The sequence below is a fragment of the Mucilaginibacter sp. SG564 genome (assembly GCF_013149275.1).
In the GTDB taxonomy this organism is placed as follows: domain Bacteria; phylum Bacteroidota; class Bacteroidia; order Sphingobacteriales; family Sphingobacteriaceae; genus Mucilaginibacter.
Genome location: NZ_JABGNA010000006.1, coordinates 260,245 through 284,241, shown reverse-complemented (window position 1 = coordinate 284,241; position 23,997 = coordinate 260,245). Strand labels below are relative to the sequence as shown.

Here is a 23,997-nt window from a genome sequence, read left to right as displayed (position 1 = left end):
GGATACTCCATCACCAATTGATGTACGGCCTTGGGTTACATTAACTCACTTAACAAAAAAAGTGGGTTTACATGGTTTACACTTTTTAGGGTTAACATCGACCTATTTATTTGACAATCAATTAATTGTGTATTTTTATCAGAAAAAAGTGTAAACCCACTTTTGGTATAAATATTATCGGTTAAATTTCAATTCATAGGTGGCACTACATTAAGATCCGTCAATTTGATTTACTGTACAGCCTCGCGTATTTTATATTATAATAGGAACATATCTTTATCCGGCCAGTATCGCTTTATCATCCACACTGGCTTCAAGCTTTTGCTGCCTTCTTTTATACAAAACAAACAGGGCAGCGGCCAGTACGCCTATAATACCTTCTATACAAACGGCGCGCCTTGGGCCAAGTCCGCTGGCCAGCCACCCAACCAGTAAGCTGCCGATAGGTATCATGCCCTGGTAAGCCATTACATAGTAACTAATGGCACGGGCCCGCATGGCCGGGATAGCATGGGTTTGTATATAAGTGTTAATGGCCGATGTTTGTGCCATCATACCCACCCCGGTAAGCACCATAAATATTAAGGCGAAGGATAACCGGCCGGCATAGGCTACCATCAAAACGCTGAGCCCGAAAATAAGGCTGGCAGTTATCATAATTTTGATAAGATTTTTATTGCTTTTTAAGTTAGCCAGGTAAACCGCGCTGATCACCGATCCCAGGCCAGCCGCACTCTCAAACCAGCTGAAGGTTTTGGCATCACCATTAAAAATATCTTTCGCGAAGATGGGCATCAGCGTATTAAAAGGAATAACAAAAAGACTGCTGACACCCAGCATCAAGATGAGGCTGCTCAGGTCACGATCGCCGGATACATATTTAAAACCCTCCTGTAGTTCAACCCAAATACTTTTTTCTGAGCGGACGATAGTCCTGGTGTTCAGCTTCATCATAAACAAACAGGCCAGTACCGGTATATAGCTTAAAAAGTTGCCGAAGAAACAAAAGTCTTCACCAAAAGCTCCCAGAACAATACCGGCAACCGCAGGGCCCGCGATGCGAGCCAGGTTGCTCATGGTAGAGTTAAGAGCGATGGCATTGGGCAGGTCGTCCTTGTTATCCACCATCTCCATCATTAAAGCCTGGCGGCAGGTAACATCAAAAGCGTTAATAATTCCCTGTATCAAACTTAACCCTATAATGGCCGGAATGTTATAAAATTTAAACAGGATCATAAAGGCAAGCGCACCGGCCTGTGCCATAGATATCACCTGTGTAATAACCAATATACGATAGCGGTTATGCCTGTCGATAATACTACCTGCATAAGGGGCCAGTATCAACGAGGGGATCAAACTTACAAAACCAACTACACCCAGCAGCAGCGCCGAACCTGTAAGCCGGTAAACCAGCCAGCTAACAGCGGTTTTTTGCATCCAGGTGCCGATAAGCGATATGGATTGGCCGTAAAAAAACAGTTTAAAATTGCGGTACTTAAGTGAGCGAAAAACATTCATCGGGGTAACAGATAACAAAAGCTTTTCAGGGGAGATCTTAATGCAAGACTATTGAAATTCTTTATGGTACAAATATCGGCAATGATGATATATTTGTAAAATAGATTGTTCTAATGATATTGATTAGTAAAACCGATTGATTATGGAGTTGAGACAATTGCAATACTTTGTTAAAGCCGCCGAAACCATGAATTTTACCGAAGCGGCGGCAGCAGTATTCATCACGCAAAGCACTTTATCGCAGCAAATTAAACAGCTGGAAGAAGAGCTGGGCATGTTACTGTTTGACCGCATTGGCAAGCATGTACGCATTACCGAGGCAGGCCATATATTTTTAACCCACGCCCGTAAAGTGCTCCTGGATGTACAAAAAGGCAAACAGGCCATCGCCGAATTAAATAACGCGGCTACCGGCGAGTTAAACATTGGTGTATCCTATGCTTTCACCTCTTCACTGTTCCCGGTTTTGGCTCCATTTTCGACCAAATACCCGGGCATTAAAATTTCTATCATTTCTGATAATCATGTAGAACTGGAGAAAAGACTTCGCCTGGCCGAACTGGATCTGATTGTAGCTTATCATAATGAATCGGACGATGAGGATTTGGAAATGCAGCCCCTGTTCAGCTCCAGTATTATAATGGCGGTTGCTAAAACCAATCCCCTGGCGCAGCTCAAAAGTGTAAACCTGAAGCAACTGGCCGAGCTTGAGCTGATACTGCCCGGCAAGGGTTTCAGCTCGCGCACATTTATAAATGAATTGTTTTACAAACACAAGATGAGCCCCAAGATCCAGATCGAGCTGAATGATGTGCATACACTGCTATCACTGGTACAGGACGGCGAATGGGCAACTATCCTGAACGAAAAAACTTTAATAGGCTGGGACAAATTGATTGCCATTCCTATAGCCGGGCAGGAGGTAAAAAAACAATCCTACATTCTTTGGCAAAAAGGGGTTTACCGCAAAAAAGCCGCTATATTGTTTACCGAGCAACTCATGAAAACTATGAATAACGAATGATGGTTATTATTTTATTTAGCCGCCGCTTTACCTTCCACGTGTAACGATACGGTACTGGCATGAACAAAACCAAGCGTACTGCCTGGTACAACTTTTAAATAGTACTGCAAATAACTGTTCATGATACTTTGTGCAGCTTGCATGTATGCTTTTTCGGCACCTTCATCGCCCATGAACCCTACCAGCGGCCTTGTCAAATGCATCTGGCCTTTGTCATCAACGCACATTTCAAAAGAGTAATAAAAATCCTTATAGGCTTTATGGATAGTAATATCAAAGGTTGGATCAAGATAATCATCCGATGCGTCAAAGTTGTTCATGATATCGGGTTTGGTATGCCAGGGCTTTACAATCACTAAAGGGCTTTTACTTACTAACTGAACAGGTTGCCGGGCCGAAAATGCTTTGGTTATATTGCTGTTGGCTTTGGCTGCCAATCCTTTCACAAACAAAGTATCTTTACGATTGGGGCGCCTGAGTATTGACGTGTCGGTATGCAAAACGTTTTTTACATAATTATCGGCATAAAATAACATATACACTTTAGAGCCATTGATATCAAGTGAATCGCCCTTAGCCTGCAGTATCTCCATGACGATACTGTCCTTGCTTAATTTTTTAATCCTAAACCATGACCGTGCCGCGTTAAAAATAGAATCATATCCACGCGTAAGCGGAAAATTGATGAAGGTATTCTTGGTAGGACTAAAAATGCTCACCGAATCGTCCGAAACGAATTTCATTTTCCATTGGGGTTCCAGCTGGTAACCATATTCGTTGAATGACAGGCCATTTTTTTGCCGCCTGGCTACTTCGCTATAATTAATGCCGTTAAAAGCCCTAAAAGATATCAGGTGTTTTTCTTTCGCCCTGCCCGGATCTTTGCATCCGGAGTGAGCAATAACAGTAATCAGCAGCACTGCCGCGCCTAAATATTTGATGTGATTGTTGGTAAAAAGCATATCGGCTTAAAGATATATAATTCTTGATACCGATATAAATAGTTTAACCATTACCCGTTTGTTTATAGCTTAAACTTTACAAAAAGGGTATTTACCCGTGTTACTTACCGGCCATCTTCGGTAGAAAGCGCTGGTTTCTTTTCGCGGAAGAAGAAATGGGTTTGGCTATAATAGCTAAAGAATACGATAAATATGGTAGCGATGATCTTTGCCGGGGTTGGATAAAGGCCCATTACATCAACCAGTAATTTTAAAAACGCCAGGTTTAGCAGGATACAAATGGCATTAACCAGCATAAAGCGCGATAGCTGCCCTCTTTTAGTGAGGCCCGATTCTTTAAAAACCACGTACCGGTTTAAATAAAACCCGGTGCAAAAAGAGATGCTGAACGAAAATACCTGGGCAGCGATATGCGGACTCAGCGTATAAAAGCCAAGGTTAATGTTCTGTTTTTTAAAAATAAAGTTATAACCGAAGCTAAAAAGCAGGATATCGAACACCGTATTGCTACCGCCACAGGCTGCATAACGAAAGGTGTGCAGCGGCATCCATTTTTTAAATGGCTTGTAAAACAGATCGATAAAATTCAGGATCCCGTGCCTTATAAAATTGTGGACTTTGCGCATACCGTTCTTCTAAATGCAGATCAGCCTGTTAACGGGCCATCTCTTCTTTAATCGCCCTTAAAAATTCATTGGCATGCTGCGATCCGATGATGTACTGCAAGCCATCCCTGTCGGTGAGGTGTATGGCATCATTTCCGGCGGCATAAAAACGGATGGTTCCTTTGGTGTGCAGGTTATATACTGGGTTATTGAACAGGTAGCGGCTATATATGCCTTTTTCAACTTTTACAATACCGTTCAGATCTATCTTAACCAGGCGGGTTGTCCATAAGCCATTAAGCCTGATGCTTTTATTTTCAACCCGGGTGCTAAAGTGCAGTAAAAAACCCATGATAATAGAGATGATGATAATAGCAAAGCCCACCACTACCAGCAGATCGCCGTTGCGTTCGCGTTCGTCAGTAAAAAAATAGGCCGCGAAACAAAACATGGCCAAAACCAGGCGTATCGTAATCGGGATAAATTCCCGGCCGAGGTACTGTTTTTCTACAAAAATTGCTTTTTCGCTCATCTTAATTTATACAGTTCGAAGATAGTAACTTTTTTAGTGTTATCATTTACTTTATACCTTTCATCGGGTCGGTAACCGCCAACCCACATCACTTCGCCATTACCATTTACCAGCACCGGCACCTCTTCTTTTTGATTCAATGATAATTTCTGATTGATAAAAAAATCGCTCAGTTTCTTTCGCCCCTTCATGCCCAGGGGATAAAAATAATCGCCCTCCTGCCATACCCGCAACGTTAGCGGAAATTTCAATAGCGCAGCATCAACAGATAAAGCCAGCGGATTGTCCTTGATGATCAGCGGACTATCATCATGCAAAACCGTCAGCTTATAATTGCCGTAATGCACCTCATGCGTTTTTTCGGCAATTAGTACAGCCTCATGCCCGCTAGTTTTCCGTTTCTCCAATATCAGCCTGTCACGATCCAGTACCAGCGAGTATGCTGTTGATTCAAACACCCGCCCGGAATGTTTATCCAGGGCAGATATCAGGTCATCAACGGCAGTTTCGTTAAAACCGTATGGCTGCAGTAATTTAAACAGCAATAAACGCATTGGGTTTAATTGCCGCACTTCATCCAGCAATAAATAATTACCATCCTGCCCATGCTTAATGATGGTTTGACTTAATACTGATACCTGGTTTTCGAGCAGTGTTTCCAGGTCGCGAAAATGTTTCAGGTTATTTTCAAAGGTTTTCTCCAAGGCAGGATTCAGCTCTTTTAGTTTGGGTATCACCTCCAGGCGGATTTTGTTGCGGGCATATTTGGCCGAAGCGTTGGAGCTATCTTCCACATAATCCAGCTTATTTTGGGCGATGATCGTGGCTATCGCGTCCCGGTTCAGAAATAGCAGCGGGCGCACCAGGTTACCGTTTTGAGGCAATATGCCATGCAAGCCTGCTATACCCGTGCCCCGGGTAAGGTTTAACAATATTGTTTCGATTGTATCGTTTTGGTGGTGTGCAAGCGCAATAACCTGGTAATCTGATCGCTGGCTTACTGCGCCGAACCATTGATAACGCAGTTCGCGCGCGGCCATCTGGACAGAGATCTTATTTTCGGCCGCATAATTCCGGGTATCAAAATTAACGGTGTGAAAAGGTACACGAAACTGGTTGGCCAGGTCGTTACAAAAAGCCTGGTCGCGCAGGGCTTCGTCGCCGCGCAGCTGAAAATTACAATGGGCAATGCCAAAAGTATAACCGGCCTGCTTTAACAAATGGGCCATTAAAACAGAATCCATGCCACCGCTCACCGCAGCCAAAATTTTGCTGCCTGGCGTAAACAAGGCATTTTGTTCAATAAAATTTACAAATTGTTTAACAGGTAACAAGATAATTATTGAATTAGTGAGTTAGTGAATTAGTGATTTTGGTTTTTGATTTGCACCATCAAAATTATTAAATTAAGTTGATGGTTGATAGTTCATAGTTGATGGTTCATGGAAAAAGAAAAAAATACAGTCATCAATCGGTAGCTACTATGAACTATCAACCATCAACTATGAACCATCAACAACGATCTATGAACTTAATTCTCTTTAACCCCAACAAAAAACTAATTTTGCCATCGTGAGTAAATATGTTTTAAGCTTTTTGTTATTGATACTGGCGGGCAATGTTATGGCCCAAAAAAAGAAATCAATTGTAAACCTGATACAATCAGAAAGCAGCACATGGAATAAAATTAATGGGCGCAATGTGATCAAAGTTTATAAAGGAGTTTTCAAACAGGATTTCTCGACCCTGCGTTCAGACAGCGCCTATTTTTACCCCGATGAAAACGCTTTCGACGCCTTTCGCAACGTAAACATCAACCAGGGCGATACGCTGAATATTTTTTCTGACAAACTCAACTACAATGGCAACACCAAGGTAGCTATCCTCACCGATAATGTAAAAATGGTTGACCGCGATGCTACCCTGACCACCAATTATCTTACCTACAACACGGCTACCCGCATAGGCACTTACACTAGCGGTGGTAAACTGGTGAACAAGGATAATGTGCTGACCAGTAAAAACGGTTACTATTTTGCCCAGTCGCGTGATTCATATTTCAGATATGATGTAGTGCTCACCACCGTTGATGCGATTATTAAAACCGATACCCTGCGTTATAATACCGGTACGCGTATATCTTATTTTTACGGCCCAACCAATATTTACGGTAAAAAAGATAAAGATACCCTTTATACCGAAAACGGGCTTTATAATACCGTAACCGAGCAGGCTTTCTTCGGCAAAAAAAACCTCTATAAACAGGGCACCAAATCATTAAAAGGCGATAGCTTATTTTACGACCGGCTTAAAGGCTACGGTCGCGCGGTTAAGAATATCACGTTTAATGACAACGAACAAAAAATAACCCTCAAAGGCGATCTGGGTACTTATTTTAAAGCCGACGAACGTACCGTGGTTACCGAGAATGCGTATATGGTGCTGATCACGGAGCAAAAGGACAGCACTAAAACCGATTCGGCAGCAGAAAAAACGCCACCCGTAATAGCCAAAAAGGCGAAGGATGCGAAAGTATCTAAAACCAAGGATGGACCCGAGATTATCAGTATCAGCAATATGGCTAAAATGGCCAAGGACCTGAAACCCGGAACCATGGTGAGTAAAACAGATTCGACCCGGATAGACTCTGTAGCGAAGGCCCTGATCAAACAAAACAAAGACATGAAGCCGGGCGAAGCTATTCAAAAGGCCGCCGAGATATCAAAAATGGCTGATGATATTAAGAAAAAGGGCGTCGTCGGGAAAGCGGATTCGGTCAAAATAGATTCGATGGCAAAAAAGCTCGGCGTACAAACTAAAAATATAAAATCAGGTGACGCCGAAAAAAAGCTCACGAATATGGCCAAGCTGGCTGCCGATATCAAACCAAAAAATGGAACTAAAACCATAGCAGCACCCGCCGACACCAATAAACAGGGAGAGAAAGTAAAGCGCGACTCGATATTCATGACAGCCGATACCCTGGAAACACAGATCATGACTTTCAAAAATCTGAAAATATACCAGGAGCAACAAAGGTTGCTGCATTTCAGGGATACTTCCGAAGCAGGCTTAAAACGCGCGGTTTTAAACCAGAAACTGAAAGGGATGCCCATAGTTTATATTCACCTCCCGAAAGATACCACTTACCTGCACCGCGACTTTTTTGGAAAACCCAAGGTAGATTCTACCCAGATAAAAAAAGACCTGCTAAACGCCAAAAGAAAGGCCAAACAGGATAGTGTTCGTGCGGTAAATATGAGGAAAGACCCGGTATTTGCCACCCGTGAATTTGATGTAAAAGATACCGCCCGCATCCGGATCCTGATTGCCCATCATCACGCTAAAATATTCAAATCAGATCTGCAGGGTAAAGCCGACTCCATTTTTTACAGCAACGCCGACTCTACCATACGATGCTATGTACATCCCATGTTCTGGACACAGGGTTCACAGCTTTCGGGCGATACCGTGTACCTGCAAATGCGCAACAAAAAGCTGGATAATATCGAATTGTTCCCCTCGGCCTTTGTAGTGAATATCGAGAAGGACGATTCCGTGCACTTTAACCAGTCATCAGGCCGAAAAATGCGGGGTTTCTTTAAAAACGACAAGCTCCACCAGCTATACATAGCCGTTAATGCCGAAAGCATTTACTTTAAGCGCGACAGCGGCAAGGTAGCTGGTATGCAACGATCATTAAGCAGCCGTATTCATGTAGTTTTTAAAAATGGCGAAACCAAGGAGGTTACTTTTTTAACCAAGCCCGAAAACCGCTATATTCCTATAGCTAAGGTGACAGAAGAAGACAAGCTGCTGAAAGGCTTTATCTGGAAGCCAAAGGACCGACCGGCCTCAAAGGAGGCTATCATTCCATCGCGGCATAAAAAAACAGCGGCCTCCAAATCGCCACCTCCGAAAGTTAAGATAGATAGCCTCACTCAGACTAAAATGGATAAGCTGAAGGGAATAATATTGAAGCTCAGCAAGGATTCGACAAAAGCTGATTCCGTGAAGAAGCTGCAATTGAATTTGAAAAACCTGACTGATTCGGCAAATAAAGCAGCCGCAATCATAAAAACTCCACCATCAAAGGTCAAAGTGGATAGTTTAAGCCAGGCCAGGATTGATAACTTGAAAGGGAAAATATTGAAGCTGAGCAAGGATCCGGCTAAAGCCGACTCGGTGAAGAAACTGCAGCTGGCGCTGAAAACCCTAACTGACTCTGTAAGTAAAGCCGCAATAAAACCGGCGACGGCGGTCTCCATTAAAGACAAGCAACCGGCAGCAACCAATGCAGGGAAGGTTACATCAGGAAGTAAAGCAGGTGCTGGAAATTTGCCGGCGATAAAAGCTGGTAAAGACTCCACAGCTACACCGGCAGCAATAAAGGCAATCAAAGACAGTACAAGTAAATCCGGAGGGGCAGCATCACCAATAAAAGCAGTTAAGGATACGACGATTGCTCCGCCTAAGAAGCCGGGGAGTTAAAGCTACTATGTCACAGCGAGCGATAGCGTGATGGTTTCGTCGCGTTTATGTACACGAGGAGATTGCCACGCTGTCGCTCGCAATGACATAGTTTTATTAGTTTTTCTTCCCGTCAGCAGATAAGCTTCGGGTGAAAACGGGCAGAACGATGGTGGCCTACGTGATGGAAGGGGCATAGCAAGTTTTTGCTGAAGCGCAGGGAAATGTGCGAACAAAGTGGCGCAAAATAATTGCAGCCCGTGGTTCTGTCTAATTTGCAGGGCAAAGGCCTTGTGCGGCAAAGAAGCATTTCTGCTGACTTGATTTTTGGTTACTTTGTATCAAGACAAAGTAACAGCCTTAGCGGCAATTGAGCGCTCTACAACCAGCATCTTCGCCCTACATAAAAGGAGGCGTTCATCGCAATGACGTGATTTTATACTCCCATCCATTACTCTTCCTTTTTACCCCCAAACCCATACTTCTGCAATTTCTTTTGCACATAATTATGTCTTTGGTTGCCTGCTTCTGACAGGGTAGTCGCGTCAGAAAATCGGGTGTCTGATAATTTGGGTACACCAATGCGTTGCGCGCTATAGATGCCCGAGTGACCACTAAAAAAGTAGGCTGTAAAACAAGCTACCGCGAAAAACAACACATACTGACCGCCAAAAAGCTCTACTCCCATAATGGTGCAGGCCAGCGGCGTGTTGGTTGCCCCGGCAAACACCGCGATGAAACCCAATGCGGCAAATAAACTTACCGGCGCGTCCATCAATACGGATAAGGTATTACCTAATGTAGCACCGATATAAAAAAGCGGGGTTACTTCGCCCCCTTTAAAACCGGTGGCCAGCGTGGTGGTGGTATAAATAGTTTTCCAGAGCCAACTCCAGGTGTGAGCACCGCCTGCATGAAAGGCCGATGGTATGGTAACTGCCCCGGCATACTCCGGATCGACGCCCAGGCTCAGGTAATCTGGTTTGCCCAGCAATGCAGTGAGGCTGATAATGATCAATCCACCCAGTACCGGTATCAGCCAGGGAATGGGCACCCGCTTTACAAAAAAGCCCTTAATACCATGCACCATCCAGGCAAACAGGTAACTGGCCAGCCCGAACGCTGCCGAAGCGATCATTATCTTGAAAAGCAACACAAAATCAAACGACAGGTAGGAGGAGAACCAACGCGGCGCTGTCGCGAAAATATCAATGTGGTAAGCGGTATGATGAACGCCCCAGGCCGCCACCGTAACATCGCCTACAATACTGGCTATAAGGCAAGGCAGCAGAGCATTGTACTGGATGCGACCTATAGTTAATACCTCCATGGCAAATATGGCCCCGGTAAGCGGTGTACCAAAAACAGCGCCAAAACCTGCTGCAATACCGGCAATGAGTACAATGCGGGTATCGTCATTATTCAATTTAAACCAGCCGCTAAACATTTGCGCTATGCTACCGCCTATTTGCACAGCGGTACCTTCGCGCCCGGCCGAGCCGCCAAACAGGTGAGTGATGATGGTGGTGATGAGCACGATGGGGGCCATGCGTTTGGGCACCCCACCGCCAGGCATATGAATCTCGTCGATGATGAGATTATTCCCTTTTTCGGCCGATCCGCCTATGAGTTTATAAATAAAATAAATGAGCACCCCGGCAACAGGTAGCAGGTACAACAGAAAGGTGTGAGCAAATCTGAAATGAATAGCCCAGTTAAGCAGCCATAAAAACAAAGCCACCATACTGCCAATGACAATAGCAATCGGTATGATGATGACCGTCCAGCGGATGAGGTGTTTCAGGATCGAAAAATGTTCGGACGTAAAAAGCTTATCGTTCATGAGCGACTAATTTAGGTTAAATAATAGAGGATCTGTCATGCTAGACACAGTGAAGCATCTATTAGCCGATAGGTATATTCGAACAATAGATCCTTCGTTCCTCAGGATGACAAGAGAAATAATATAGACTACGGGATACCAGAAAGATAATAGAGATTTCACCCGGGCATTATGCCGGTATATTTTTAAAAGCGATATATTGAGTTTTTTTTCCACCTACAAAAAATCAGCACAGGGTAAGCCCTATGGGTTAATTTATTGTAGGCGCCATCAGCTTTTTAGGGCGGTTGAGTAGGAAGACACCATTTCCTTTGGTACGAATATAGCTCCTTTTTTTATAAAGCCATAATTATGCAGGGCAAGTTTAAAAACAAACCCTTCGCAGCATTTGAACTGACTGTTTTAAACAGCCAGCTCAACTTCTTTAACAGAGATCAGTAAAGTACGGCCCTGGTACTCTACCCACAGATCAGCGAAGCCACTCCCATCATCGTAACCCAGGAATTTCATGAAGGGGTTACTAATGTTTAAATTCTTCCATCTTTTACCAATATACTTAAGTAATTGACCACGTTTAAGGGTTGTGTGCTTTGCCATAAGTTGAATTTTTAAAAGTGAAACAATAAACTAAGTTAATTAACATGGACGAAAAAATTTAACCTTTAGGGAATATTCTTTCGATTGTATCAGCCATGTTACATCTCTGCAGTTGCCAAAAAAGCGAGTTTGAATATAAGAAAAAATTCCTGCAGGTAGCTAATTAACTTTATATGAATTAATTATATTCAGGCAACTTTAGCTTTACCTGTACATAACTCTTTACATTTGTCTTTGCACTTATCAATCACCTGTAAGTAGTAATTTTCATACAAAGGCAAAATGGTGGCCAGGTCAAATTCCTTGGCACGGGCCAGGGCGTTTTCCTTGAACTGATTCAGGCGATCTTCGTCTTCCAGTATATAAATGGCACTTTGGCCCATGCCTTCTACATCGCCAACGTCTTTCAGGAAACCGGTTACGCCATCCACATTCAACTCTGGCAAGCCGCCGGCATTGGTACTGATCACCGGCACTTTGCAAGCCATAGCTTCCAGGGCTGCCAAACCAAAGCTTTCAGATTGTGATGGCATCAGGAACAGATCGGCTACCGAAAGTATTTCTTCAATAGCATCCTGTTTACCCAAAAAGCGCACATTGTCGGCAACACCCAGGTCGCGGCACAACTGCTCGCAGCCAGAGCGTTCAGGTCCGTCGCCAACCATCAGTAGTTTGGAAGGTATCTTTTTAATTACTTCGGCAAAAATCCGCACCACATCCTCGGTACGTTTTACCTTACGGAAATTGGAGGTATGTACCAATACTTTTTCGCCCGATGGCGCTATGGCCTTTTTAAAATGGTCTTTAGCTTTAAGACTGAAACGGGTGAGATCAATAAAATTGGGTATCACGTTGATATCAATATCGATTTCAAAAAACTCATAAGTATCATGCCTCAGGTTTTCGGATACCGCGGTAACACCGTCTGATTGATTGATGGAGAAGGTAACCACCGGTTTAAAGGTACGATCCTTGCCAACCAGGGTAATATCGGTACCGTGCAGGGTAGTAACTACGGGGATATAAATACCGTAGGTTAATAATATCTGTTTGGCCATAAATGCCGCCGAAGCATGCGGAATGGCATAATGAACGTGCAATACATCCAGCTTTTCGTGCCGGACCACATCAACCAAACGACTGGCCAGGGCCAGCTCATAAGGCGGAAAATCAAAAAGGGGATAGTTGGATACCGACACCTCGTGATAAAACAGGTTTTCGGAAAAAAGATCCAACCGGGCCGGCTGGTTATAGGTAACAAAATGAACCTGGTGACCGCGGTCGGCAAGGGCCTTACCGAGTTCTGTGGCTACAACGCCGCTTCCACCAAAGGTTGGGTAACATACAATTCCGATCTTCATTAAGTTGGTTAATTATGGCTGCAAGTTTAACAGCAATTTATGGCAAATGTGTTAACACTGTGTAAAATGATATAACTTAGTCAAGTTACTCATTTTTTTAATTTTATACGATTAATATCGCCTTACATGAAAAACGCTATCCAATTAAAAATCAACAGCATACAACACATAGGCATCCCGGTAACTAACCTGGATGCGTCACAGCAATTTTACAAGCGGCTGGGTTTTAACAACGTGATGCAGGCCCATTTTACCGACCATGGCGAACAGGGCACCTGCGTCATGATGCAGCGCGAAAACATATTGATGGAACTTTATCAATTACCCGAAGCAGGCTTAACCGGGATCAGGGCTCGTGGTAACGGGCATATTGACCACGTGGCTTTTGACGTAAGCGATATTGATGAAACCTATGCCATCATTAAAGACGCTGGTTTTAACATCATGGAAGAAGCGCCTGTTTTTCTGCAGTTCTGGAAAAACGGCTGCAAATATTTTAACATCACCGGTCCCGATGGCGAACGGCTGGAATTTAACCAGGTGCTTTAACCGCATTTAACTAAGCTAAAGTTTCCGCCGGTGCTTTTTCCCTCTTATTGATGCGGAAGATCAGGAACATGATCAGGCCGGAGAGTAAAATGAATATCAGGTAGCTGAAACTCAGGTTGCGCTCATCTTTGGCCGGTACTACATTAACAATACCGTAGCTTAAAAAGGAAACGATAACGTAAGTAATTCCCCCGGTGAGCCCACCGGCTATGCCAGCATTCTTGGGGAATTTGCTCAAACAAAAAGTAAAATAGTTGTTAAAAGTATACCCGGCGCAAACGTGAATAATAAAGGCAAAAAATATCATTGAATATAAATTGCTGATAAACTGAACGCTGATGATCATCACCAATACAAAAAGGGCCTGCATAAGCACATTAACTACCATCCTTTTAAAGAACGGACGATTGATAGTTGCCTTACCGATAAAGCCGCCAACCATCCACGCAAAGCCCAGTACCAGTGAACTATAGCCCGCAATAACAGGCGTTAGGTGTAAGTGATGTTCGATAATAAACGGGCCGGTCATGTTATAGGTCATCACCATGCAATAGGCTAAACCGAGCATCACAATGCCCAATGTAAAGCTGTGGGTTTTGATCATATTGGCATATACCCTCACGATCTTCTGAAAATGAAACTCTGAAAAATGCACCAGGGTTTCGCCACTAAAAATGAGCTCCAGGATGACAAATACAGCTGCAAAACCAGCCAGGAAATAAAAGTTTGATTCCCAGCCAAAGGCGGTTTGCAGGTATCCGCCGATAAACGGCGCCACGATAGGCCCGGTTGACCAGATGATAGAAAACATGCTCAGGTAATGTTTCAGCTTATCACCAGTAAACAGATCCACAAAATAGGCGCGCTTAGCTACGATGATAGCGCCAACGGTTACGCCGTGGATCACCCGCATCAGGTAAATCAAATAGATATTATGGGTGATAGCGATCACGACACTGGCTATCGCGAAAATAACCAGTGAGCCCAGGCTAACCTTGTACCGGCCAAAACTATCCAGTATACTACCAATAAATAGTTGCGATACGCCATAGCTGATCAGGAAAATGCTTAATGTTAGTTGTACCTGCACATTGCTCACACTCATTTCGCCGGCCATGGTGGGTAACGATGGTATATAAATATCGGTAGCGAAACCGGACAAAGGGATTAGGGCAAAAGCCAGCAGGGTTGCTATGGACTGGTGATGCTCTTTAATTGCAGGGGCTTTTGATGTTAACGTATTCATAGATACCGCAAAATTAGCAATCTTATCAGCGGTATATGGGATGAAACTATAAAGGGCCAATTAACACAGGCAAAAGATAGCAATGTAATTTTCTAATTATTAATTAGTTACAATACACTCGCCAACAGGCGATACCTTATAAAATTACATCCCCTAAACAAAACACCAGCCCCTTTTTAATAATCTAAAGTGCGTACACTACTTTCTGAAAAATGTCATTTCGACGAACAAGCGTGGGCTCATGCGTGGAGTGAGGAGAAATCTTCTGCGCTGAACATGTTTGACATAAAGAGTTTGCATCAAAAGTCGTAGAAGATTTCTCCCTCCGGTTCGAAATGACATCCCTTCTATTTGTTTGGGATAGACAACATTTTAAAGCGGATTAGTTACCCACCAGGTATTGCCAAAAGGGTCTTTTAGGCCGGCACTGCGGCCATAGGGCTGATCAGCTGGCTCGGTGACGCTTTCAGCGCCGTATTCCAGTGCTTTTTGATAGGTTCCGTCGCAGCTGTCAACATAAATAAACAAGCCGGCATTTTGAGGGAGATAGGTTTCGGTACTATCGCAAAACATAATGGTGCTGCCCTGAATGTTGAGCTCGGCATGCATAATATGTTTTTCATCACGCATTTGTTTGTACTGCTCCTTCGCCCCAAATACGTTTTGCATAAAGATAATAAAGCGGGGAGCATCCTTTACAATAAGGTATGGCATAATACGCTGGTAGGTTTCGGGGATGTTTTTTGTGGTTTCCATGTCGATCTGTTTTTTTATTCAAAACTAATCTGCCCGGCTCGGGCAAAATTGTAAAAACAAGACATTCTCATTTCGGATTTGAGATGTTCGATTTCGGATTTATTATGCTGTTAATTCTGAAATTCTGGTTCAGATAGCATTTACACGTTTCTATATTCCGTTCCTTCGGCTTTGCCCGAAAAGTAAAAGCTGGGGTGATAGCCGGTAAAAGTTTTTACATCGTGTATAAAGTGCGATTGATCGTAATAACCACACTCCAATGCTATCCGGGTTAATGATTTATTGCTGCCGTATCGTTTTATAGCATCCTGAAAGCGGATCAAACGCAGATAACTTTTAGGACTAAACCCGGCATACTCCTTAAAACGCCTATCAAACTGCCTTACCGAAAGGTTAAAAGTATCTGCCAGCTGCGCTACTGTTTTATGCTGATTGGAGTGAATCACCTGCCTGATAGAGGTAATGATCCGGTCGTCTGTAGGTATGTTGTGCCGTAAGCGCATCAGTAAAAAATCACTCAATATCGCGGCACGTTTCCGGTTATCGGGCGCCAGCATTATCCGTTCTTCCAGGTCACGACCGGTACTACCCAAAAAAGTATCATAATCGAGCGCCAGATTGGTGGTTTCGCTGCTGGGGATTTTAAAAAACCTGGGAACAGCAAAGGGATAAATGTAAGCGCCAAAAATGCCAAAGCTTTGCCGGGTTATAAAACGGCGGTAACGGTTAGTTTGAAATTGAATGCCGGATGGCCCTCCGTTTTCCTGCCCCCGGTCATTGATCTCATCAAAGGTTGATTGATAATGAAACACCATTTCGGTACAGCCATCGGCTATGGAGCGGTAAACATACTCCGGATCACCGGCACACAGCTCATGCTCCAGCACCCAAAAAAACCTCACAAAAGGTTTTAAAATATCCGGTGGCTGAATGGTATAGTATTTCATTTCGGAGTTGGGAATTTTGATGCCGGATTTACATATAAAGTTATGATTTATTGTTTGATTTTATATTGATAGCCAATATCTTATAAAATTTATTCATAAAACATTGCCTAACAAAAGCGTCATTGCTGTAAAGCGTGGCAATCCCTTACTTACAGAGACGCTCTGCATATCTGGGATTGCCACGTCGTTCCTCCTCGCAATGACGTGTTTTGTAATTAGTTGTGTTAAAAAAATGGGAAAGAATGTATTTACTTGATCCCCAACTTAGTTTTAACCGACGCGGTAAGATTAGCGCCCTCATTGGAAACCAATAATGCCGAGCCCTGGGAAGAATCAAACACATAGGTTATGCCTTTTTCTTTGGCTACATCATTAACCGCCGCACGGGCTTTATCGGTTATCGGTTTTATCAGTTCATTTGATTTAGCTTCAACCTGTTGTTGAGCGGTGGCCTGATAATCCTGCATCTTTTTTTGCAGATCTTGCAGTTCCGTCTGCTTGGCTGTCTTATCAGCATCACTCATGGTTTTGCTTTGATCCTGGTAAGCTTTGCCCTTGGTTTGCAAATCGTTGTTCATGGCGGTTAGCTGGGTAACAAATTGCTTTTGATAGGCATCTATCTGGGGCTTAATAGTTTTGGCCTCGGGCATCTGGCTAACGATGGCCTGAAAATCAACATAGCCGATCTTAGACTGGGCATTTGAAAATTTGCTTATAAACAAAAGGCTTAAAGCGAGCAGGGTAACTTTGAATAGTTTTCTCATGTTTGGTAATTTAATTATCAGAGAAAACTGAAACGCATTAATGGGAAAATTGTTTTACTTAAAGTTAAGAAAAACCAATGGTAAAAGGGACGCGAATACGCGTCTCTACGATTTTAATTTTTGTAGAGACGCATAATTGTGTCTCGCCCTTTAACTTTTCAAACGAATCACATCCCCTTATTGATCGCCTCATAAACCACATCCTGTATCCTTGGCCTGATATTGAGGCTGCCCAGCTTGCTGCTTACATCGGGGTGTACCCGGTTACTCAGGAATACATAAACAAGATTATATTTCGGATCGACCCAAATACAGGTACCGGTAAAACCGGTATGCCCGTAGGTTTGCGGCGATGCCAGTTTGGAGGGGTAATGTCTGTCGGCAATGGGATCCCAGCGATCAAAACCCAGTCCCCGGCGACTTACTGCCGACTGCTTAGAGGTAAACAGATCAACTACCTCTGGCTTAAAATACTGTGTGCCGCCATAGGTACCGCGGTTCAGCAGCATCTGGTAAATAATGGCTACATCATTAGCGCTCCCAAAAAGCCCGGCATGCCCCGCTACTCCACCCATCAGCGCCGCGGTAGGGTCATGCACATAACCATCAAGTAAGCTATGACGGTATTCCTGATCGTTTTCTGTAGGTGGTATCTGGTTTTGGTTAAAACGGTACAACGGTAAAAAACCCGCGGTTTGCATGCCCAGCGGTTTATAAAATTGCTGCTGTACATACACATTCTCGGGCACCGAAGTAATGTTTTCCAGTACTTCCATCATAAACAGCATGCTTACATCGCTGTACACATATTGCCCGCGTGTTTTTAACGGCGAGCTCAGCATTTCCGGAAACATGACATCTTTATAATAATCTTTCCGCAAAAAATAATGATCAGATACCCGGGTTGGGTAAGCCGCGGATGAATCGGTGCTATGATCTGTTGGTTTTACTTTTTCAAAGCCTTTAATATCTGGTATCAAACCAGCCTGGTGCATCAGCAGCTCGCGGATCTGTATATTATTCTTATTGCTGTTACGGGTAAGCGGAACATAATCACTAAGGGTAGCCTCCAGGTTCAGCTTGCCTTCGTCGGTGAGTTTCATGGCCTCGACGGTGGTAGCGGTAATTTTGGTCATGGATGCCAGGTCAAAAATATCCGTTATCTGGTCTGGAATGGCTTTATCATAAGTATGATAGCCATAGGCCTTATTAAATATCACTTTGCCATCCTTAGCTACCAATACTACACAGCCCGGGGTAGCATGTTCGGCTATGGCCTGACGGGCAATGTCATCAATACCGGTTAAATTACCGGCATTGATACCGGCATCCTCCGGAACGGTGTATTGCAGCCTGATTTTATCGGTAGTAAAACCCATACCTGCTGCAAATTGCGGCGAGTAGGTACGCGTAAGTTTTTGAGTTACCGGCAAACCGCCAAAAATAGCCTGGGCACTGTATAATGCCGAAACCACCGTTAACCGTTCGCTCCATAAAATGGGTACGGCAACATTATTGAGTTTGCTTAAAATAGTGCCGCTCCCAAACGCCGCCACGATCACATTTTTGAGTTTTTGGGTACTATTGATAAAATCGAGTATCTGTGGATTGTTCAGATCGGCATCGGTTACCTGCAGAATGACCGTGTTGTACCACTTCAGATCGGCCGACAGATCGGCCAATGTTTTTGCGCCGTTGTACATACGGCCATCAAACGCTTGTACCTTGTTGTATTTATTAAGCAAACTATCAAATGCCGAAGCATATTGATTGGAGAAATGAACGCTGGCAATTTTTAACTGATCGAGATCTTTTAGCGGCAGCAGGTATTTGCTGTTGTTAAATAAAATGGTAGAGCGCTCAACCAGCCGCTCTTCGTTAACATACGCTTGCCCGGTTGGGATAAGCGGTGGTATTTGCGCGCAGGCGGTATTTAAAAAGGTAAATCCGAGTAATACAAAAGGGATACAGCCCCATTTATTTTTTATCATATACTTTAACTCCGTTTATATAAGTACTGGTCACTTTAACTTTTGGCAATTCGGTGCCTTTTATTTTCATGATATCCTTATCCAGGATCACAAAATCGGCGTATTTGCCGGGCTCCAGGCTGCCTTTCTCTTTCTCTTCAAAATTGGCTTTTGCGGCCCATATGGTAATGCCTTTTAAGGCTTCGGTACGATTCAGCGCGTTCTCGGGCTGAAAGCCTCCTTCGGGAAAACCTTTCAGGTCTTTCCGTTCCACCGCTGCATAAAACGTATACATTGGGTTTATATTCTCTACCGGGAAATCTGTTCCCAAGGGCAACCAGCCGTTTTGTTTTAACAATTGCTTGTATACGTAAGCCGATTTTAAACGATCAGCACCCAATCTTTTACCGGCCCAGTACATATCGGAGGTGGCATGGGTAGGCTGCACCGAGGGGATGATGCTGTTATCGCCAAACAATTTAATATCCTGGGGCGACAGCACCTGCGCGTGCTCGATGCGCCAGCGACGGTCATTCTTCCCTTTCAACACCGAGGCATATATTTTCAACATCACGCGGTTGGCCGAATCGCCAATGGCATGAGTAGCCATCTGAAAACCCCTGTCGTAGATCTTTTTGGCTACCTCTTCAAAATGTTTTTGGCTGCTTAGTAAAAATCCCTTCCAGTTTTTTTGATCGTTATAGGGTTGTAATAGGCAAGCTCCTCTTGAGCCCAGGGCGCCGTCGGCGTAAACCTTAAATGCCCTTACATTGAGGCTTGGCGTTTTATAAGCGCCGCGCTTAAATAAATATTCGTAATTCTCCTCCCTGTCGGCCAGCATTACGTACATACGCATTTTTAACGCGCCTTTGTGTTGCAGCTCGGCAATGGTATTGATCATGGTATAAGGCAGTCCGCAATCATCAACGGTAGTTAATCCCACGGCAAAACAGTTTTTTTGCGCGGCCAGCAGGGCATCTTCGGTTACCTGGGCAATAGGCTCAGGAATTTTGCGGGTTACTATTCCTACGGCATTATCCACCAGGATACCAGTAAGTTTCCCATTTACGGTTTCTATTTCGCCTCCGTTTATGGTTTGTCCCGGCTTTACCCCGGCAATGTTCAGCGCTGCCTGGTTGGCTATAGCGGCATGGCCATCAACCCGGCTCAGTATCACCGGCCGAACCGGGAACAGGGAATCAAGTTTAGCTTTATTGGGGAATTGTTTCTGAGCCCAATCATTCTGATCCCAGCCTTGACCGGTTATCCAGCCGTCGGTATTACGAACCGAATAAGCCTGCACCGAATCAACCGCTTCATTCCAGCTGTGTGTGCCTGTCAGGTTAACTTCCTGCAAACCTAATCCATATTCATAAAAATGAGCATGGGCATCAATAAAACCAGGATATATGGGGGCGCCTTTCGCGTCAATTACTTCGTTGGCCAGGTATTTTTGTTCCAGCGTATCGGCATCTCCTACGGCCAATATTTTTCCTCCCTTTACCACAATGGTATTGGCGGTAGTAAAGGAACTATCAACCGTATACACTACGGCGTTTTTAACCAAAAGGTCGGCATTGTACTCTTTTTGCTTGCAGGCTACCGCGAAAAGGAGCAGTGCTGGCCATAATTTCTTCATAAAATGTTTCTTTTTAGTATCAAGTAGTTAGTATCAAGTATCAAGACTTGTGAAAGACTCATAACAAAAATGTAGCCGTTTTGATTCTTGATACTAACTACTTGATACTAATTGTAAAGTTATGCCTTCAAATATTTAATTTAGCATAGCCTTTAAAAATTAGATCAATTATCTTTTTTAAACTTTTCGTAATAAACATCAAACTGGTGAGCTAAATTTAAATATTCATGGCTCCAGCCATTTGAAATAGAAAGTTCCTGAAACGTACCTGTAGGAGCAAAAAGCATATATACTTCTTTAAGTGTTTGATGATCACCTACCCGAAGTTTTTGAATACAATCGGTTAATTCATTTGTAAGATCCTGGGCAGAGTTAAATCTTGTCCATACAATATCAGTTTGTATATCTATTTTACTTTGGATGATCTAAAGAATTTCAATTACTTCCTGAAAGTCATTAAATGAAGGAATTATATCTGCCATAAATACAAATCATAAAGTTATGCCTTCAAATATTTAATTTAGCATCGAATTCGAAATTGGAGGGATTTTTTTTAGATGTCAGATATCATACAGCTTTTACCGGATGCCGTTGCCAACCAGATTGCCGCAGGCGAAGTGGTGCAACGCCCCGCATCTGCCGTAAAGGAATTAGTGGAGAACGCGATCGACGCGGGGGCCGGAAAAATTCAGCTCATTGTAAAAGACGCAGGCAAATCATTGATACAGGTTATTGATGATGGCTGCGGCATGAGCCTTACCGATGCCCGCATGTGTTTTGAACGCCATGCCACCTCAAAAATACGCAAAGCCGACGATCTGTTTGCCATCCGTACCATGGGTTTCCGGGGCGAGGCCATGGCATCTATAGCAGCCATAGCACAGGTTGAAATGAAAACCCGCCGCCATGAGGATGAGCTGGGCACCTGCATTTTTATTGAAGGCTCCGAAGTAGTAAGCCAGGATGCCTGCCAGGCCAATACCGGCACTTCTATATCGGTTAAAAATCTTTTTTATAATACACCGGCACGCCGCAACTTTTTAAAAAGCAACCCGGTAGAGATGCGCCATATCATCGACGAATTTCAACGGGTAGCACTGGCCAATCCGCAGATATTTTTCACTCTGCACCATGATGGGCAGGAGGTATATCATTTGCCGGGGGCCGCTTTAAAGCAACGTATTGTACATCTGTTCGGCAACAATTATAATCAGCGCCTGGTGCCTGTAGAGGAAGATACCACCATCATTAACCTGCGTGGTTTTGTAGGGAAGCCCGAATTTGCCCGTAAAACCCGGGGCGAGCAGTTCTTTTTTGTAAACAACCGTTTTATCCGCGATGCTTATTTGAATCATGCGGTAATTACCGCTTTTGAAGAGCTATTACCCGATGATAGCTTCCCGTTTTATGTATTGTTTATTGATATCGACCCATCGCGGATAGATATCAATGTACACCCTACCAAAACCGAGATCAAATACCAGGATGAGAAAGCTATTTATGCCATCATCCGTTCGGCGGTAAAACGTTCATTGGGGCGATACAACATTACACCAAGCTTGGATTTTGACCAGGAGAACAGCATCGAGCACCTGATAACACCCAAGCCATTTGAGGAGATTGTGGCGCCAACCATATCTTTCAACCCCGATTTTAACCCTTTTGCTTCGGAACAAAAACCGGTACGCGAGCACCCTTTTTTGAGGGCGGATGGCGGTTTTAAAAGCAGCCCTATACCCAAAAACTGGGATACGCTGTATGAGATCAGCAAAAAAGAAGAAAACCTGCAGCATGAATTGCACCAGGAAGAGCGCATCGCGGTAAATGAGCAGGAAGTAAGCAAATCAAGCGAACGCCAACTATTCCAGATCCATAACCGTTTTATCCTGTCGCAGATTAAATCGGGCTTTATGCTTATAGGGCAGCAGGCCGCGCATGAGCGCATTTTGTATGAACGTTTTTTACTGCAATTGCAAAATCATTCGGGTGTAAGTCAGCAAAGTTTATTCCCGCAGTCGGTCACACTAAACGGCAGCGATTTTGAGTTATTAAGAGAATTGTTGCCTGATATAAGGTCTCTGGGATTTGACATCCGCGAGTTTGGCAAAAATACGGTAGTGGTAGAAGGTATACCCGCCGAACTGAGCAATGTAGGTGAGCATGAGTTGTTAGAGCATTTGCTGGAGGGCTTTAAAAATAACATGGCTATTTTAAAACTCGATAAGCGTGATAACCTGGCCCGTTCACTGGCGCGTAACGCGGCTATTAAAACCGGCACCAAATTATCGTTGGAGGAAATGAACCAGCTTATTGACCAGCTTTTTGCCTGCGAAACACCAAACCAGGCATTGAACGGTAAGCCCGTAATCAGTACCTTTACCATGGCCGAGCTTTTAGAACGATTTGAAAAATAACCCCCGTAGGCTTTTATTTATACTATGAACAGTCAATCACCTTTTGCCAATATACCACCGGTTGTAAAAAACCTGTTGATCATTAATATTATATTCTTTATAGGTTCTCTCACACTGGAAAAATTCATCCCCGATGTGTTTAAGTATCTGCCGGTATATTATTTTAACTCTCCGAATTTCAGGCTATGGGAGGTTATAACCTATATGTTTATGCATGGAGGGTTCGCACACATTTTTTTTAACATGTTTGCGCTATTCTCTTTCGGCCCCATCGTTGAGTATTCGATAGGGTCAAAAAGGTTTCTTAATTTCTATTTTATTTGCGGCATTGGAGCCATTGTATTTCAAACATTGGTTCAGGTTTATGAGGTACATGCTATAACAGGTGCATTCACTATAACTCATCCCAGCCTGCCAGAATCTTTTGCCGCATACGGAGCAAACGCACAAAAATTAGCCGAAATATACTATGTACCAATAGTAGGCGCATCAGGTGCCATATTCGGCTTGTTGATCGCTTTTGGCATGCTTTATCCCAACATGGAATTGATGATCATGTTTATCCCGGTACCCATTAAAGCAAAATATATTATACCTGTATATGTGATATTAGAGTTATTTTTGGGTGTTAAACAGTATTCGGGCGATTCGGTGGCGCATTTTGCTCATTTGGGTGGCGCGCTCATTGGTTATATTATGGTAAAAGTTTGGCGTTTACAAAGGCCAAACAATTTTTATTAATTATGATTATTATCAAGTAGTTAGTAGCAAGTATCAAGACAACCTCCCAAAGCGATAAT

19 protein-coding genes and 1 riboswitch are annotated in these 23,997 nt (G+C 43.6%); of the genes, 5 read left to right on the top strand and 14 right to left on the bottom strand.

Annotated elements, in window-relative coordinates; genetic code table 11:
- Positions 1–276 precede the first annotated feature (276 nt).
- On the bottom strand, positions 277–1,518 hold the full coding sequence (locus tag FHW89_RS15730; RefSeq protein WP_172336012.1) for an MFS transporter: 1,242 nt from the start codon (positions 1,516–1,518) through the stop codon (positions 277–279).
- A 142-nt stretch (positions 1,519–1,660) separates the two neighbouring features.
- Here FHW89_RS15730 and FHW89_RS15725 point away from each other — a divergent pair, with 142 nt between their 5' ends.
- Complete coding sequence (locus FHW89_RS15725; RefSeq protein WP_172336011.1) at positions 1,661–2,542, top strand: LysR substrate-binding domain-containing protein; 882 nt, start codon at positions 1,661–1,663, stop codon at positions 2,540–2,542.
- Positions 2,543–2,553: 11 nt separating this feature from the next.
- Here FHW89_RS15725 and FHW89_RS15720 read toward each other — a convergent pair whose 3' ends face one another.
- The 4 genes from FHW89_RS15720 to tilS all read right to left on the bottom strand — a co-directional run bounded on the left by FHW89_RS15720 (position 2,554) and on the right by tilS (position 5,975).
- Complete coding sequence (locus FHW89_RS15720) at positions 2,554–3,504, bottom strand: hypothetical protein (protein WP_172336010.1); 951 nt, start codon at positions 3,502–3,504, stop codon at positions 2,554–2,556.
- A 104-nt stretch (positions 3,505–3,608) separates the two neighbouring features.
- Positions 3,609–4,130 (bottom strand): GtrA family protein, encoded by a 522-nt coding sequence (locus FHW89_RS15715; RefSeq protein ID WP_172336009.1) that lies wholly within the window; start codon positions 4,128–4,130, stop codon positions 3,609–3,611.
- A 28-nt stretch (positions 4,131–4,158) separates the two neighbouring features.
- Positions 4,159–4,641, bottom strand: a complete 483-nt coding sequence (locus tag FHW89_RS15710) for a hypothetical protein (protein WP_172336008.1) — start codon at positions 4,639–4,641, stop codon at positions 4,159–4,161.
- Complete coding sequence (tilS, locus tag FHW89_RS15705; RefSeq protein ID WP_172336007.1) at positions 4,638–5,975, bottom strand: tRNA lysidine(34) synthetase TilS; 1,338 nt, start codon at positions 5,973–5,975, stop codon at positions 4,638–4,640. Before tilS ends, FHW89_RS15710 begins: the two co-directional genes overlap by 4 nt.
- A gap of 238 nt (positions 5,976–6,213) precedes the next feature.
- Here tilS and FHW89_RS15700 point away from each other — a divergent pair, with 238 nt between their 5' ends.
- The gene (locus FHW89_RS15700) at positions 6,214–9,132 is read left to right on the top strand and encodes an OstA-like protein (RefSeq protein ID WP_172336006.1); all 2,919 of its coding nucleotides are present in this window, start codon (positions 6,214–6,216) and stop codon (positions 9,130–9,132) included.
- 430 nt (positions 9,133–9,562) lie between these two features.
- On the opposite strand, the gene FHW89_RS15695 is transcribed toward FHW89_RS15700, so the two are convergent.
- From FHW89_RS15695 to bshA, 3 genes are all read right to left on the bottom strand, one after another.
- Positions 9,563–10,954 carry a voltage-gated chloride channel family protein gene (locus FHW89_RS15695; protein WP_172336005.1) on the bottom strand — a complete coding sequence of 464 codons (1,392 nt, stop codon included), beginning with the start codon at positions 10,952–10,954 and terminating at the stop codon, positions 9,563–9,565.
- A 254-nt stretch (positions 10,955–11,208) separates the two neighbouring features.
- A riboswitch (Fluoride riboswitch) is annotated at positions 11,209–11,273 on the bottom strand.
- An 83-nt stretch (positions 11,274–11,356) separates the two neighbouring features.
- Positions 11,357–11,551, bottom strand: coding sequence for a hypothetical protein (locus tag FHW89_RS15690; protein WP_166092468.1), 195 nt, complete (start codon positions 11,549–11,551; stop codon positions 11,357–11,359).
- Between the two features lie 188 nt (positions 11,552–11,739).
- On the bottom strand, positions 11,740–12,912 hold the full coding sequence (gene bshA / locus FHW89_RS15685) for an N-acetyl-alpha-D-glucosaminyl L-malate synthase BshA (protein WP_172336004.1): 1,173 nt from the start codon (positions 12,910–12,912) through the stop codon (positions 11,740–11,742).
- A gap of 126 nt (positions 12,913–13,038) precedes the next feature.
- Between bshA and FHW89_RS15680 the strand changes: the two genes are divergently transcribed.
- On the top strand, positions 13,039–13,461 hold the full coding sequence (locus FHW89_RS15680; RefSeq protein WP_172336003.1) for a VOC family protein: 423 nt from the start codon (positions 13,039–13,041) through the stop codon (positions 13,459–13,461).
- A gap of 10 nt (positions 13,462–13,471) precedes the next feature.
- On the opposite strand, the gene FHW89_RS15675 is transcribed toward FHW89_RS15680, so the two are convergent.
- The 6 genes from FHW89_RS15675 to FHW89_RS15650 all read right to left on the bottom strand — a co-directional run bounded on the left by FHW89_RS15675 (position 13,472) and on the right by FHW89_RS15650 (position 20,783).
- Entirely contained in the window at positions 13,472–14,707 is a 1,236-nt protein-coding gene (locus FHW89_RS15675) for an MFS transporter (protein WP_172336002.1), read from the bottom strand.
- A 372-nt stretch (positions 14,708–15,079) separates the two neighbouring features.
- Positions 15,080–15,463: a VOC family protein gene (locus FHW89_RS15670; protein ID WP_172336001.1), complete on the bottom strand. Its 384-nt coding sequence runs from the start codon at positions 15,461–15,463 to the stop codon at positions 15,080–15,082.
- A gap of 140 nt (positions 15,464–15,603) precedes the next feature.
- On the bottom strand, positions 15,604–16,410 hold the full coding sequence (locus FHW89_RS15665) for a helix-turn-helix domain-containing protein (RefSeq protein ID WP_172336000.1): 807 nt from the start codon (positions 16,408–16,410) through the stop codon (positions 15,604–15,606).
- 248 nt (positions 16,411–16,658) lie between these two features.
- Positions 16,659–17,174: an OmpH family outer membrane protein gene (locus FHW89_RS15660; protein WP_172335999.1), complete on the bottom strand. Its 516-nt coding sequence runs from the start codon at positions 17,172–17,174 to the stop codon at positions 16,659–16,661.
- Between the two features lie 167 nt (positions 17,175–17,341).
- Entirely contained in the window at positions 17,342–19,165 is a 1,824-nt protein-coding gene (locus tag FHW89_RS15655; RefSeq protein ID WP_172335998.1) for a serine hydrolase, read from the bottom strand.
- Positions 19,152–20,783: an amidohydrolase gene (locus tag FHW89_RS15650; protein ID WP_172335997.1), complete on the bottom strand. Its 1,632-nt coding sequence runs from the start codon at positions 20,781–20,783 to the stop codon at positions 19,152–19,154. The genes FHW89_RS15655 and FHW89_RS15650 overlap by 14 nt, the downstream gene beginning before the upstream one ends.
- A 557-nt stretch (positions 20,784–21,340) precedes the next feature.
- On the opposite strand from FHW89_RS15650, the gene mutL reads away from it, so the two are divergent.
- Together mutL and FHW89_RS15640 are read left to right on the top strand one after the other, a co-directional pair.
- The gene (gene mutL / locus FHW89_RS15645; protein ID WP_172335996.1) at positions 21,341–23,197 is read left to right on the top strand and encodes a DNA mismatch repair endonuclease MutL; all 1,857 of its coding nucleotides are present in this window, start codon (positions 21,341–21,343) and stop codon (positions 23,195–23,197) included.
- 24 nt (positions 23,198–23,221) lie between these two features.
- Complete coding sequence (locus FHW89_RS15640) at positions 23,222–23,938, top strand: rhomboid family intramembrane serine protease (protein WP_172335995.1); 717 nt, start codon at positions 23,222–23,224, stop codon at positions 23,936–23,938.
- Positions 23,939–23,997 lie beyond the last annotated feature (59 nt).

Bases quoted from the DNA above. Each gene is read 5' to 3' on its own strand.
- FHW89_RS15670 (WP_172336001.1), bottom strand. From the start codon at position 15,463: ATGGAAACCACAAAAAACATCCCCGAAACCTACCAGCGTATTATGCCA.
- mutL (WP_172335996.1), top strand. From the start codon at position 21,341: ATGTCAGATATCATACAGCTTTTACCGGATGCCGTTGCCAACCAGATT.
- FHW89_RS15665 (WP_172336000.1), bottom strand. From the start codon at position 16,410: ATGAAATACTATACCATTCAGCCACCGGATATTTTAAAACCTTTTGTG.
- FHW89_RS15710 (WP_172336008.1), bottom strand. From the start codon at position 4,641: ATGAGCGAAAAAGCAATTTTTGTAGAAAAACAGTACCTCGGCCGGGAA.
- FHW89_RS15640 (WP_172335995.1), top strand. From the start codon at position 23,222: ATGAACAGTCAATCACCTTTTGCCAATATACCACCGGTTGTAAAAAAC.
- FHW89_RS15720 (WP_172336010.1), bottom strand. From the start codon at position 3,504: ATGCTTTTTACCAACAATCACATCAAATATTTAGGCGCGGCAGTGCTG.
- FHW89_RS15680 (WP_172336003.1), top strand. From the start codon at position 13,039: ATGAAAAACGCTATCCAATTAAAAATCAACAGCATACAACACATAGGC.
- FHW89_RS15695 (WP_172336005.1), bottom strand. From the start codon at position 10,954: ATGAACGATAAGCTTTTTACGTCCGAACATTTTTCGATCCTGAAACAC.
- FHW89_RS15655 (WP_172335998.1), bottom strand. From the start codon at position 19,165: ATGATAAAAAATAAATGGGGCTGTATCCCTTTTGTATTACTCGGATTT.
- FHW89_RS15690 (WP_166092468.1), bottom strand. From the start codon at position 11,551: ATGGCAAAGCACACAACCCTTAAACGTGGTCAATTACTTAAGTATATT.
- FHW89_RS15730 (WP_172336012.1), bottom strand. From the start codon at position 1,518: ATGAATGTTTTTCGCTCACTTAAGTACCGCAATTTTAAACTGTTTTTT.
- FHW89_RS15675 (WP_172336002.1), bottom strand. From the start codon at position 14,707: ATGAATACGTTAACATCAAAAGCCCCTGCAATTAAAGAGCATCACCAG.
- FHW89_RS15715 (WP_172336009.1), bottom strand. From the start codon at position 4,130: ATGCGCAAAGTCCACAATTTTATAAGGCACGGGATCCTGAATTTTATC.
- FHW89_RS15650 (WP_172335997.1), bottom strand. From the start codon at position 20,783: ATGAAGAAATTATGGCCAGCACTGCTCCTTTTCGCGGTAGCCTGCAAG.
- FHW89_RS15725 (WP_172336011.1), top strand. From the start codon at position 1,661: ATGGAGTTGAGACAATTGCAATACTTTGTTAAAGCCGCCGAAACCATG.
- bshA (WP_172336004.1), bottom strand. From the start codon at position 12,912: ATGAAGATCGGAATTGTATGTTACCCAACCTTTGGTGGAAGCGGCGTT.
- FHW89_RS15660 (WP_172335999.1), bottom strand. From the start codon at position 17,174: ATGAGAAAACTATTCAAAGTTACCCTGCTCGCTTTAAGCCTTTTGTTT.